This is a genomic window from Lewinella sp., assembly GCF_050633125.1.
Classification (GTDB): domain Bacteria; phylum Bacteroidota; class Bacteroidia; order Chitinophagales; family Saprospiraceae; genus Lewinella.
In genome coordinates, this window is sequence record NZ_JBOEFX010000125.1 from 42,308 (window position 1) to 56,141 (window position 13,834).

7 protein-coding genes are annotated in these 13,834 nt (G+C 44.3%); 3 read left to right on the plus strand and 4 right to left on the minus strand.

What is annotated here, in order from left to right:
* Positions 1–144: 144 nt before the first annotated feature.
* The 3 genes from ACRBG0_RS24465 to ACRBG0_RS24475 all read left to right on the plus strand — a co-directional run bounded on the left by ACRBG0_RS24465 (position 145) and on the right by ACRBG0_RS24475 (position 7,138).
* Positions 145–2,442: a TonB-dependent receptor gene (locus ACRBG0_RS24465; protein ID WP_431489465.1), complete on the plus strand. Its 2,298-nt coding sequence runs from the start codon at positions 145–147 to the stop codon at positions 2,440–2,442.
* A gap of 303 nt (positions 2,443–2,745) precedes the next feature.
* Entirely contained in the window at positions 2,746–4,494 is a 1,749-nt protein-coding gene (locus tag ACRBG0_RS24470; RefSeq protein WP_431489466.1) for a T9SS type A sorting domain-containing protein, read from the plus strand.
* 76 nt (positions 4,495–4,570) lie between these two features.
* Positions 4,571–7,138 carry a hypothetical protein gene (locus tag ACRBG0_RS24475; protein WP_431489467.1) on the plus strand — a complete coding sequence of 856 codons (2,568 nt, stop codon included), beginning with the start codon at positions 4,571–4,573 and terminating at the stop codon, positions 7,136–7,138.
* 106 nt (positions 7,139–7,244) lie between these two features.
* Here ACRBG0_RS24475 and ACRBG0_RS24480 read toward each other — a convergent pair whose 3' ends face one another.
* From ACRBG0_RS24480 to ACRBG0_RS24495, 4 genes are all read right to left on the minus strand, one after another.
* The gene (locus ACRBG0_RS24480) at positions 7,245–8,468 is read right to left on the minus strand and encodes a glycoside hydrolase family 88/105 protein (protein ID WP_431489468.1); all 1,224 of its coding nucleotides are present in this window, start codon (positions 8,466–8,468) and stop codon (positions 7,245–7,247) included.
* Between the two features lie 115 nt (positions 8,469–8,583).
* Positions 8,584–10,197, minus strand: coding sequence for a RagB/SusD family nutrient uptake outer membrane protein (locus ACRBG0_RS24485; RefSeq protein WP_431489469.1), 1,614 nt, complete (start codon positions 10,195–10,197; stop codon positions 8,584–8,586).
* 11 nt (positions 10,198–10,208) lie between these two features.
* Entirely contained in the window at positions 10,209–13,307 is a 3,099-nt protein-coding gene (locus tag ACRBG0_RS24490) for a SusC/RagA family TonB-linked outer membrane protein (RefSeq protein WP_431489470.1), read from the minus strand.
* Between the two features lie 25 nt (positions 13,308–13,332).
* Positions 13,333–13,834: glycosyl hydrolase family 28 protein (locus ACRBG0_RS24495; protein WP_431489471.1), on the minus strand; the 502-nt coding region annotated here is incomplete at its 5' end.

Below are 13,834 nucleotides of genomic sequence, written 5' to 3' on the forward strand. Positions count from 1 at the left end.
AAGAGCACTACTGCTCTTAATCCCCTTCCTGGAGAACTTTTGCTATTGCTGTTCCCTATCAAGTAAAGTTGATTAAATTTCGATATTCATCGAATTAACATCAATTTAGGCTTGATATATCTAACAACGGATAAACATTCAATTATGCTGCAATTCGCACGTTTCTGTGGGCTAATTTTAAGTCTGCTTCTCACTAACCTGGCTTTTTCCCAGTCCGGAACCATTAGTGGCACCATTACTGACAAACAATCTGGAGAGTCACTTATTGCCGCTACGGTACGCGCTGGTGATGCCGGAACCGTCACTGACTATGATGGCTTTTTTGAGTTAAAACTAACCGCAGGCACCTATGAAGTAAAAGCCAACTACCTTGGCTACACCACTGCTTCTGCTACATTAACTGTCAGTGCTGGTGAAACAACAACCTGGAATATCGCTCTAGAAGAGGCGGCTACCCTGCTACAAACTGCAACCGTAAGTAGTAGTAAGTACGAAAAACCGTTGAGTGAGGTAACCGTTTCACTCGAAATTTTGCGCCCTGATCTTATTGAAAGCACTGGAAAATTAACCCTTGACGATGCCCTTCAGAAAGTTCCTGGCGTAACGGTTGTCGATGGTCAGGCCAATATCAGGGGAGGATCAGGCTATAGCCAAGGCGCCGGTAGCCGTGTGCTTCTTTTGATGGACGATGTGCCCATTTTACAGGCCGATGCTGGTTTCCCCCAATGGGATGATGTGCCATTGGAAGTCATTCAGCAGGTTGAAGTTATCAAAGGGGCTTCCTCGGCACTTTATGGTTCTTCTGCGCTAAACGGCATCGTCAATGTTCGCACCGCATACGCTACCTCAACGCCCATTACCAAAGGTTCCCTATTTTCTACCGTACACCTTACCCCAAAACGGGAAGAACTCAAATGGTGGGATAGCGCTCCGCGTAGCCTAGGGGCCAGCCTGAGCCATCGCCAGAAATTCGACAAAGTTGACCTTGTTGTTGGCGGCTACTACCTCAACGACGAAAGCTTCCGCAAGGATGTATACCGCAAGTTTGGCCGCGCCAACTTCAATATCCGGCATCGTGCCAGCGACCGTCTGACTTATGGCCTTGCTGGTAATTTCAATGCCGGTGAAAGTGGTTCTTACTTTTACTGGTCAGGTATTGAAACAGCGTACGTAGGCGATACTACTACCCAAGCTACACGCAAGCGGTTTCGTTACAATCTGGACCCTACGATTACTTATTTCGATAAGAAAAACAACCGTCATCGTTTTCTGGGCAGGTTTTACAGTGTAGACAATGATAATGATCGCAATCAAAGCAATCGTTCCAACCTCTACTACGCCGAGTACCAATTTCAACGGCGATTTGAGAATTCAGGGCTAGTGCTGACCAGTGGCTTGGTTGCTAGTGGTACTGGTGTAGAAGCAGAATTGTACGGAGATACGACTTTCACCTCTCAAAACTATGCGGCCTTTGCTCAATTAGATAAAAAATTTGGCAAACGTCTAAATGCCTCTTTTGGTTTCCGTTACGAATACAACAAGCTTAACAACCCCGGTTTCGATTATGTGCTCAATAACATCCAAAGCACAATACTTCCCACTACAGAAGAAGAAAGTCGTCCAGTATTTCGGTTTGGGCTTAACTACCAAGCGACCGAGGGCACTTTTATTCGCGCAAGTTGGGGGCAAGGTTACCGCTACCCTACCATTGCCGAAAAATACATCTTCACCAATGCTGGAGGATTTTTTATTCAACCTAGCCCAGCGCTCGAATCAGAAACAGGTTGGTCGGCAGAAATTGGCATAAAACAGGGTTATCGACTGGGTGCTTTTGAAGGCTTTGTTGATGTCACGGCTTTTTACATGAAGTATGAAGACATGATTGAATTCAACTGGACAGGCTCTGGCTTTCAGTCTCTCAACATTGGAGGTACCAATATCCAAGGATTGGAGTTCACCATCGCCGGGCGTGGAAAATTGGGTAGTGTCCCATTTCAATTACTGACAGGGTTGGTAACCATCGACCCTCGATTTGATGAATTTGACACCAATGTTCCAGCAGATGGCAGCACCCTGGGTGGACAAAACGCTATCGGCTCTTCGAGTAATGATAATGTACTAAAATACCGTTTCCGCAATAGCTTCAAGTTTGACGGCGAGGTAGAATTAGGCAAATTGCGTTTGGGTGTAGAGTCATTCTACAATAGTCATATGGAAGCCATAGATGCCTTATTCTTATTATTTATCGGTGGCCTAAATGAGTACCGTGAAAAAGACAATGATGGCTACTGGTTACATAATATACGTTTGGCTTATGCACATAGCGAAAAAGTAAAAGCCACCTTCATTTTGGGGAATGTTTTCAACGAAGAATACACTATCCGGCCAGCACTGATGGAGGCTCCTAGAAATGTCACCCTGCGGTTGGACTATAAGTTCTAGAGGAAGACTTCACACCTATGATTAATGCCCTTCTGCGCGCCGGCCGGAACTCTTCGGAGTGATGGTCGGCGTTTTTTATTTGTAAAAACTTGGTCCTAAAGGGAAGAAGGTCACAATACCATTTGTATTAGAGTGGATTAATTTAATATTAAATCAGTATTAAGAAGTAAAAAAACAATAGTAATATCATTACTTTTTTTTTAAATTGCTTGTGCAAATTGCTCTTTTTGACTTTGAGTTTACTTAAGCGCGCTAGTATTCAAAATTCTCAATTAAACCATTTTTAAATCTAAATTTTGAGTAATGAATTATTGTAAAAACAGTGTCCTGACACTGACACTCTCTCTATTGTCTACACTCTCTGTTTTCGCTCAATGTGGTACAATTTCATTTGGCTCGATTCAAGCCGAAGATGAAGGTGGCTATTCCGTGGAGGTTCTTCTTTCTGGAGTGTCTTCGCTAAGTAGTTTAAACGCACGAATATCCTTCCCTTTCGGTCTAACTGTCATCTATGACGATGCCCTTAGCGAAGCGAACTCTCCCAATACTATCACATTAACCCCACAATCAGGGTCTTATTTTCGCGTTGATCTTGGTGGTTCAGTAAGTTCTATCTCTGATGATCTACTGGCTAAGATTTACTTCTCCATTCCTTTCGGTGATTGCGTAAATAGCTTAACCTTTTCAAATGTCAGCTTCTTTATTCCGGGTGGAGGCTGTAGCTCAGGTCTAGTTATACAAGAGGACATGACAACAGCTTTCTGTCCTCCCAGCCGTAGCGTATTCGGTTCGCTCGAAGGAGTAATTGACGCTACGGGTGGTCATGTGGAAGATGCTGAGATTGAGATTGATTATTTTCATAATTTTCCAGAAATAGCAATATCTGACGTTACAGGCTACTTTAGCGAAACTGTTCCTACTACGGGTCTCACTATTACACCAAACCACGAAATCACTGGCACCACTACCTGTGGAATTACTACGCTTGATATTATCAAAACGCGTAAGCATATTCAACTGACAGCGCCTTTTACCGAGACCGCTCAATTTGTTGCGGCTGACATGAACGGGAGTAATACCATAACTACATTTGACCTTACTCGTATGCAGCGGGTAGTACTGGGTTATCCTTATTTCGATAATGCTCATCGTAATTGGGAATTCATTCCATCTACGCATTATTTTGGGATGACACTTCCCTCCGGAAGCAACGTCCCGGTAGAAGAGGTCGATTATCCAACAAGCATTATTGCCCCTGCTTCTTCCAGCAATTACTACGGAGCCAATTTCGCAGCGATCAAGATTGGAGACGTAACGGGAGATTGTGCATTGAATGGTGGACGAGGTGGCGAAGAAGAAGGCAGTTACGCTCTGGAAGAAATATTTTTAGCAGACCATTCCTTTGCTGCTAATGAAACAGCACTTGTACCAGTATACGCCAGCACCGATATAGATTTGTCCTTCTTTGGTTATACCTTGAATTTTGATGAGGATGCGATAGAGGTCACCAACGTCTTTTCCGGTCAGTTGGTCGACTTCACCGATGCTTACCGTATTGTTCCGCGTGAGGAAAACCGGGTCAGTTTCGTGTGGTTTCCTTATGACGAAAACGCGCAAAGTATTGATGCCGACGAACCGTTGTTTTTCCTGGAACTTAAAGCATTATCAGCGGTCACTACTTTAGATGGAATTGTAAGTATTGAAGACAACGGTAACTTGGGGGAGGGCCGAAATGGTTTACACCGCACATCACTACGAATTGGCAATGCTACTGAACCACCAGTTTTAGAACCAATCTCGCATTTGACCGTTACTCCGAACCCTTTTGCGGATCGCTATACCACTAGCTTATTCGTAACCGAAACCCAGACTTGCATTATCGAGTTGTATAATATGCAGGGCCAACGCGTACATCGTCAAACGCTTGAACTGGTTAAAGGAGAGAACATCCTGACGAGCGACGATCTGAATAATCTACCCGCAGGCACCTATGTACAAAAGGTCATCCTTAATGACCAAACGCTCACTAATACACTGATCAAGCAACGTTAGTAAGTTTAAGTTCTAATTCATTACCGTACTACCGTAGTTTCACTATGGTAGTGCGGTTTTCAAATATCATGATCCTATGAAAAATTTCTTCCTCTTTTTCCTTACTCACACCGTCAACACCCAAGTTTATTACTGCGGCGATGATTCCAGGATAGGAGTATTTAATGTAGCCGATTGCTCTTACACTACCCTACCGACCAATAACCCTACCATCTTTCTTGCAGACATCACCTTTACACCAGAAGGACGCTTGATCGGTATCGGCTATACTGCTGATGCTGACTACTTAATAGAATTATTTTTGGACAATGGAGTACGCTTTGATACCCTGCTCGAAATCCCCAGCCTATCAGGTGCCCTAGCTTGTGACCAAGACGGGCTGCTTTATATTGGTGGAAGCCAAGTCTATACCTATAATCTGGAAACGCAATTTTTCGATTATCTTTCGCCTCTTCCGTCCAGTTATCCATTCGCAGGAGATTTTGTTTTCGTAGACGACGTATTGTATGGCAGTGCATTTCGTTTTCACATCGAAAGTACCGCTAATCAATTTGTTAATATTGATTTAGTGCCTAATGACACTTTTTTTGGCGAAACCATCACCACCGAGTATCCCCAGTTCAGTGGACTCGCTAAATTTTATGATTATCAGCAGGAACGCTATCGCCTTATCGGTGCAGAACCATCCAATATCGTAGGACCAGCTCAGTCCTCCACCTTCCACGAAATCTTCCTGGAAGATACCACCCACCAAGCCCTTTGCACCCTCACCATGGAAGGCAATCCGCCTCGTGGCTTGGCTGGGCCTGATGATTTCCGCACCAATTTCGCACTACGCCTGGACCTGGACGAAGACGACAGCAGCGGGCGCTTTATCGATCATTATATCAGCGACAGCCTTTGCGCCGTCAGCTACCGACTATCAGACGACGATGTATTCATCCGTGCTCCGGAAAGTGGGGTCGACTCCCTAGTGGTCGACATCCATAGTGGCATCCAACAGCTGGGGGAAGAAGTGCTCGTTAGTGTTCCACACCCGCTGTTTCAGATCAATATGGCAAGCCCTACCCGATTGGTGGCCGTGCCATTGGCCGCCGTCACCAATGAAGACTACGCAGATCTAATCCGGAGCCTACGCTTTGAACTCACCAACCCCGACCCACTCCCAGGTGAGCGCCGCATGGACTTTCATCTTTACGCCAACGGGCAAGCTTCCGATGCAGCCTACGCTTTCATACGGGTACAACCCGAGGTGGAACTGTACGCTGGTGAAGATTATTCGTTGGAATTATGCCCTTATCGAGTCGCTAACTTGCTACAAGGCTTGGGGCCAGATGCTTACCAGGAAGGCTACTGGGTACCCGCACTAAATATCGACAACAACTTTTACGAACCCAGCTCTGGCGACCAACCCGGTATCTATCGCTACATTGCCCAGGAGGGCAGTTGCGGACCTGATACCGCTATGGTGGAAGTCAATACGACATCCGTGCCACCACTCAACTATGGAGGCGTGACTGCTGACATCCAAGACGTTTACCTCTGCCCCGGCGATACTGCGGTATGGACCATTAATACCGACTATACCGACTTCTGGTTCTGGAACTCCGATGCTTCTTCAGACACCACCCACCTCATCACTAGTCCTATCATCGAAGGTTTTCAGGTCATCGATAATCAAGGCTGTGACCATTACTTCCGTACCCGCTTTCTTATTCCCGAATGGGGCGATCAGATGCAAACCGACTATGACACCCTTCTGCTATGTGCTGGCACCACCGCCAATTTCTATGGCCGCGAAGTAAGCTCCGACACCACGATGTGTGAGCAACTAACAGCATCTACGAGTGATTGTGGCTATGAGCTTTGCCGCACCTTCCGCTTTGAATACGCCGACACCTATACTCTGGAGGCCGATATTTGCCAAGGCGAAAGCTATTCCTGGTTTGAGCAAGACCTTACTACCTCAGGTGTCTATGAGTATATACTCGATGGTACACAAGAACAGTGTGATACGCTCTACACGCTAACCCTTAACGTAAGCCCGCCGCCTACCGTAACGCAAGCAGCCAGCATCTGTGAAGGAGAAAGTTACGCCTGGTTTGGGCAACAACTTACTGCCCCTGATACTTACGAATACCTTGCCAGCACCTCAAATGACTGTGACACGCTCTACCTGCTCGACCTGGCAGCAGAGCCCGTCTACTCAACTGAAGTGGAGGTTGAAATTTTTTCCGGTGAGAACTATACCATTGGTGATTCCGTATTTACCCTTGCGGGCACCTACACGGTGCCCTTGAGTACCGTAGCAGGTTGTGACAGTATCATCCATCTGACGCTGGATATTATTAGCAGTACTGCTACAGCCAACACTCTTGACTGTAACTTGGCCAATGCATGGCCCCGCGGACTTCGCCCCTGGCAGTGGCAATGTGCTGAACCTGTGCTTTTACAACGCTGGGCAATGTACGATAGCCAAGGACGGCGGGTACAGTATGCTAGTCCACAACAACGTGAGCAAACCTTCACTTTGTTGTCTCCAACCGCGCAACACCAACTGGCCGCTGGCGTCTACTTTTACGAACTTTTCTTCTTGGAAAATGGTGCACATCGGCGAGTGAGTGGAAAAGTGGTTGTGTGGTAGTAAGGGTGTAAAAGTGTAAGGGTGTAAGGGAATTTCTTCTGGAGCACCAAACTACTCCGACGTTGCACTTCTCACCTCCGACTTTGACGAATAACGGTCTGATTAATTAGAGGTTGATGGCTTCTATTTCCAGCGATGCCAGAATAAAAGGACCTAGTCCATGTGGGTCATCTACCTCTATTTTTTCATTGACATAGTAGTCGTAAGTACCATCCCGATACGGATTACCACCTAAGCCTGCGCTTCCGCATGTTTGGTGAATGTGAATTTCGCCATCAGGGTCTACTTTTATTAATTCTTTCAGAATACCAGCATAGGCATTTTCTGCATTTTTCTGATAGGATACGGGTAAATACCCTTTCCTAACACCTTTAAGCATGGCATAAACAAACATACTTGAGGAGGAAGCCTCTAGGTAATTCCCTTCTCTACCGGCTTGGTCTGGTACTTGGTACCACAGTCCGGAATCATCTTGAAAAGTGACCAAGGCTTCCGACAAATCATTCAGGTAGCCGTTTATGGTAGCTCTACCAGGGTGATCGGCGGGAATATAATCTAAAACATCTACCATGGCCATCATGTACCAACCCAATGCGCGGCCCCAAAAACCTGGAGAACGGCCAGTTGTTTTATCAGCCCAATCCATCTGCATACTTTCGTCCCAACCGTGAAAGAGTAGTCCTGTTTTTTCGTCTAATGAATGGCCCTGAATTACGTCATACTGGTGAACGATGTCTTCAATTTTATCACCATTTTCGTAAACAACATTGTATCGGGCATAAAAAGGAGTGCCCATGTATAAGCCATCCAACCACATTTGGTAAGGATAAATCTTTTTGTGCCAAAAACCACCAGCGTTCGTCCTAGGATGTCCATCCAATTGCTTGCGCAGCGTTTGCATTGCCAGCAAGTATTTTTGATCCTGGGTTTTATCAAGGAGGTTGAATAAAATTTTCCCCGGATTAACCATGTCAATATTATACTTATTCAACTGATAGTCAGCAATAGTACCATCATCAGCAATCATTGTATTGCCATAGGCTACGATGTAGTCCAGGTATTTTTCTTTCTTAGTTCTTTCGTATAATTTCTCGAAAGAAGTTAGTAACAATCCAACTTTATAGTCCCATTCTGCGGCCGCTTCATTTTCAATCATCCAGGCTTCTGAATGACGATGCATCACCGACTGCGCCATTCTTTCCGACCAAGGCAGGGAAGAAGAGACCACAACGTTTGTACTTTCTTGTTGATCAACTTGCGCCTGTTCATTGTTGCAGGAAAATATTCCGCAAAGGCCTAACAGTACCAAGAATTTGTAAAATCTAAACATACCCATGATAACGAGTTTGGAAGGAATCACCGCTGCGGGTAATTCTCAGGGAGAAAATAAAAGGATGAGTGAGTGCTTTCAATTGCATCCACTCATCCTTTAATAAATTAATCAATTAGTTATAAGCAGGATTTTGAGGAAAACTCCTGTTTTGGTTAAGGTCTAACGCACTTTGAGGAATAGGCCGAAGGATTTTCAACTCTCCGTTTGCTCCATCAAAATTGCTTTCTTCGATCAAGTAGTGGTGAGCAGATGCCCTTTCTACCAACTTCTTGGTTCTCTTTAAATCAAACCAGCGGTGATACTCACCAAGTAGCTCTCTACCCCGCTCATCGAGGATATAGTCAAGGTCAAACTCCCCAGAAGTCGCAGCTGCAACACCAGCTCTTTCTCTGACAGTATTCAAGCGATTCAGGCCTGTACCAGCATCACCACTTTGCAAGTAGGCTTCTGCTGCTAAGAGATAAGTATCTCCTACTCTGGAAAGAACAATATCTCTGGTGCTTGTTTTTTCACCAAAAGGAGCAGTCGGATCATCAAACTTTCGTACAGGAATGGTCTGATAATCACTACTTGCTACTCCTGCGCCATAGGTACCGTATGCATGGAAGGTAGCATCAGGGTTTTGTGCTTCAAAATCAGCCTGATCCTGAGCACTGCTCGCCCATGCTGGTGCATAGTAATGGAAAATACCTAAACCACTGGGATCGTCTACGAAATAGAAGTCAAAATAGCGATCATAGGTGGTGTGCATAAAGGTGCCATCATAACGCTCATCATCTTGTGTAAACAAATCAATAGCGAAATCGGTAGGACAAAGTGTATACGTGCGATAGGGTGCATCACCAGCAATTTCAGACCCTCCTTGATAAGGCCCAAAGTAGCTCGACTGGCGGTTGCCCAATTCAAAAGGATCAGCACTCACTGAACCGGCAGAATACTGCACAGAAAACAGCACTTCTGCATTCTTCTCATTATCAGGTGACCACAATTCTCCGAAAGGAATATCAAGCGCCTGACCGTTGATGGCCTGGTCAAACAATGAAGCTGCAGTAGAAAAATCACTAGCACTTCCAAAGGTTTCATAGCCACGAGTCAGGTAGACTTTCCCCAAAAGGTGCTGTGCTGCCCGTTTATTAACACGACCATTAAAGTCTCCTCCGGGAAGAACATCAATTGATTTCTGTAATTCACCAATGATAAAAGTATACACATCTTCGGCAGAATTACGGTCAAACTCCAATATTGGCTCATTGATGTATTCCGTAATCAAGCCAACTCCTCCATAGGTTTGTACCAGCAGAAAATAGGCATTAGCCCGGAGATACTGAACTTCCGCCACACGAGTGTTCAGGTCACTGGTCTGCTCCGTCAAATCGGCGTAATAGATCGCCTGGTTTGCAGTTTGTATAGCACGGTAACAAGTATTATACAAATGATCGACTCCCTCAGAGGAAGGGTTCAAGTCACGATATTGACTCAAGCCATCCGGCTCTGGCGTCCTACCTTGTGCATAAAGATCAGTTCCGGCGCAAAAAAGCCAGGCATCATCTCCATAAATGTTTCTCAATTGTGAATAATTGGCGTTAACCAGCGCTTCAAAACCTTCTGCAGTAACGTAAAAGCTTTCCGCCGTTACGTTTGATTTATTTTCTTCTACTAAAAAGTCACTACACGATACCATCGTTACCGTCAGAGCTAATAGCAGGATATATATTTTATTCGTCATTGTTTGCTAATTTAAAATTGAACACTAATACCACCTTGGTAAGTAATAGAACTTACTCTACCAATATCGAAGCTTGCATCCGCCCATTCTGGATCATATCCATCATAATCGGTAAACACAAATGGGTTGAGGACATTCGCATAAATGCGTAAAGCGCCTAATCCCAACTTACTCAACTTCGACTCAGAGAAGGTATAACCCAACGCGATGTTCTTAATCTTCACAAAGGAAGCGTCGCGGTAATAGCCTACGCCATCGTTTCTCCAGTAAGTTCCTGCGTTACGTGCTTGTGGGTATTCGTTAGAAAACTGTGGCGTTACACCTGCACCATTTTCAGGGATATACCATCCGATATTTAACTTCTGGCGGCCACGATCACGAACATCCGTAAAATTGGCGTGGAAAGGGCTATAAACATACATTCCCTGGCTTACGATAACGGAAGCAGAAAGATCAAAGCTCTTAAAACGCAATCGGGTGAATAAGCTACCAGACCAATCAGGGTCAGCAGTTCCTAAAATAACCCGGTCATCATCTGGATCAATCGTACCATCACCATTGATATCTTCAACCCTGGCCTGACCTTCAAGCTGGCCATAAGAGGCTGCTTCATCGCGTTGGTCTGCCTGCCAGATGCCATCAAAGCGATAGTTGTATTGGGAGTTAATAGACTCACCGATGAACCAACCGTTACCTACATCATCAACCTGATCCTGTCCGTAGATAGATACGATTTCATTGTTGTTCTTGGTGAAGGTGACCGTTGCAGACAAGGACACATCTGACTTTTGAACGATTCTCGTTGTCAGGGCCAGTTCAACACCTTTGTTACTTACAGAACCAATGTTAGCATTGATAAATTCGTAACCTGATTCAACAGGCAAGCGCTGCTCTAGCAGCAGTTCGTCCGAAAGACGATCATAAATATCCAAGGTGCCCGTGATACGATCTTTGAAGAAACCAAAGTCTATACCGAAGTTTGTTTCCCTGGTTTTCTCCCAGCCCAGCTGAGCATTAGCAATAGAACTTGCCAGCCAGCCATTGGCTGTGGAACCATAAAAATCGTAATAAGTCTGTTGATCAAGGCCATTTAGCGTAGAATACGGTGAAATGATATTGTTACCCGTAAATCCGTAGCTCAATCTAAATCTCAAGTTGCTGACAGCAGGAGAGTTTGCTAAGAATGATTCATTGACAGCATTCCATGCCACAGCAGCTGAAGGGAAATTATCCCAACGATTAGCTTCTGACAAGAGAGAAGATCCATCCCAACGATTAGACAAAGTAAGCAAGTACTTGTTCTTGTAGGAATAATTCAACCTAGCAGCAAAAGAAGAAAGGGTTTGCTTATTGAAGAAAGAACTCACATTATAAGTTGATTGTTCGCCAGATCCAATATTGAAGAATTCGGTATCAAAAGGCATATTCCGAGCACTAAGGAAGGAACCCTCGTTGGTACTAGAATAGACACTTTGGAGCCCCAGAAAGGAGATCTTATTATCAGCATTGATTGCGTAATCGATATCAAACTGGTTGTCCCAGGTGTAATTAAAGTTTTGAGAAGTCTCTAAATCTGCCGATGGCAAATTGTTGTTAGAGATGCCAGTATTGGTCATTGCTCCCCATGCTCTACCTCTTCTTCTATTTGTGAAGCTAGGTGCAAAACTTGATTTGAAAGTCAACCAATCCAGTGCTTTGTACTGAAGATAAGCACTACCAACTCCGGTCCATCTTCTGATTTCATCGCGCGAATTCGCAATTTCCAGAAGCGGGTTATAGGTACTTGTTTTGTTGATCAGAAAATCGCCATTCTCATCTACCAGCTTTCCTGGTTGTGGAAATAGTTCGCCGTCTATTCCGTATGGAGACAGGAAAGGATTAAGACGAAATGCCTCTCTCATCGCTACCTGGCTACCAAGTTGTTGGTCATTTCTAGCCAGAGTTGTATTAAGTCCGTACATAAAGCGGTCATTTACCTTATGGTTAATTCCCACCTTGAAAGAGTACTTGTCTAAAGCTTCGTTTTCAATGTTACCTGTTTCATTTTGAACGCCAAGTCCAAAATTGTAGCCTAAACCTGATTCTGTATTACCAGAAAAATTAAGGTAAGTATTGTGTTGGTAGCCATCCTGAAGTACAAGATCATACCAATCAAAGCTTTCATTGTTATTGGCGCGCTCTACCAACAGTGTATTGGCGCTACCTGCATATTTTGACTCCAACTCTTCTGGAGTAATCGATAAAGGATCTTCCAAGTTAGTTGTTGCTAAATAAGCTGATTGATGGTAATACCACCATTTATCGCTAGGCATCATCTCTGGCAATCTTGCTACTTGCTTTACGCCGTAATAAGAATCAAGACTGATGTTCAGACCTGGCTTTGCAGTAGCCCCGTTCTTCGTTGTAACAATAACGACTCCATTGGAACCCCTGGAGCCATAAATAGCCGTAGAAGAGGCATCCTTTAAGATGTCAATTCGCTGAATATCTTGTGGATTCAAGAAGTCTATATTATCCAACGGCACCCCGTCTACAACAAAAAGAGGATTGGAATCATCATTCAATGAGTTGTTCCCTCTAATCGTAATATTAAACCCGTCACCGAGTCTACCTGTAGAATTAGAAACTTGTACACCAGCTATATTGCCCTGCACAGCCTCTAGTGGATCCGTTAAATTCCGATTCGTAAGGGCATCTGTACCAATACTCCCTACAGATCCTGTCAAATCATTTTTACTAATCGTTTTATACCCAATAACCACCACCTCATCCAGAATTTTACTATCTGTACTAAGTGACAAATTGAGTGTAGTACGCCCAGCAACCGCTACCTCCTGTGGCTTATATCCGGTGTAGCTGAAAATCAAGACTGCAGCTTGGTCCGTGAGCGAAATACTATATTTACCGTCAAAATCAGTAACAGTACCAGAGCTGGTTCCTTTTTCCAGCACAGTGACCCCTATTAAGGGTAAATCTGTTTCCGCGTCAATTATGGTACCACTTACTTCGTAAGCAGACTGTGCATTCGCCTGAAAGGCAAAAAGCATCAGTAAAAAGAGAAATAAAGAAGGGTAAACTTTATCTCTATTTTGTAGAAATACTAACTTCATTTGTACAGAAATTTAAGTGTAAAAATTACTTAGAGCTCGCTGGACTTTGCAAAAGCGATCCGTTGGCGTAAGTATCAATTAATCGTAGATTTTTCACGTGTTCGATAGAGAAGGCTTCATCTACCTTTTCAATTTTCACGTTCTTAAAAGTTATATTTTCGATAGGAAATTCTTCGTATCCCTTGGCCATAATCCCATAGTAACCTCCGTCTTGAACGGTAATATTTTCCAAGGTGATATTTCTAACTACTGGCAAGAATTTTCCTTGTTGCTCGGAATAAGTAGCATAGAACATATTGATTTTCAGTACAGCTTCTTTGACTTTACCTACTTGGATATTTCTTACGTAAATATTTTCGACGACCCCTCCCCTTTTCGAGTTGGATTTGATGCGGATAGCTCTATCCAGATTGGGGCTATCCATAATACAGTCTTCTACATACACATCACTTACGCCTGCGGAGATTTCACTCCCCATGACAACTCCTCCGTGGCCGTCTATCATTTTGCAACCTCTTATGATAATC

What these genes read in the sequence shown, in the direction of transcription:
- ACRBG0_RS24465 (WP_431489465.1), top strand. Translation starts at nt 145, where the DNA reads ATGCTGCAATTCGCACGTTTCTGTGGGCTAATTTTAAGTCTGCTTCTC.
- ACRBG0_RS24470 (WP_431489466.1), top strand. Translation starts at nt 2,746, where the DNA reads ATGAATTATTGTAAAAACAGTGTCCTGACACTGACACTCTCTCTATTG.
- ACRBG0_RS24475 (WP_431489467.1), top strand. Translation starts at nt 4,571, where the DNA reads ATGAAAAATTTCTTCCTCTTTTTCCTTACTCACACCGTCAACACCCAA.
- ACRBG0_RS24480 (WP_431489468.1), bottom strand. Translation starts at nt 8,468, where the DNA reads ATGTTTAGATTTTACAAATTCTTGGTACTGTTAGGCCTTTGCGGAATA.
- ACRBG0_RS24485 (WP_431489469.1), bottom strand. Translation starts at nt 10,197, where the DNA reads ATGACGAATAAAATATATATCCTGCTATTAGCTCTGACGGTAACGATG.
- ACRBG0_RS24490 (WP_431489470.1), bottom strand. Translation starts at nt 13,307, where the DNA reads ATGAAGTTAGTATTTCTACAAAATAGAGATAAAGTTTACCCTTCTTTA.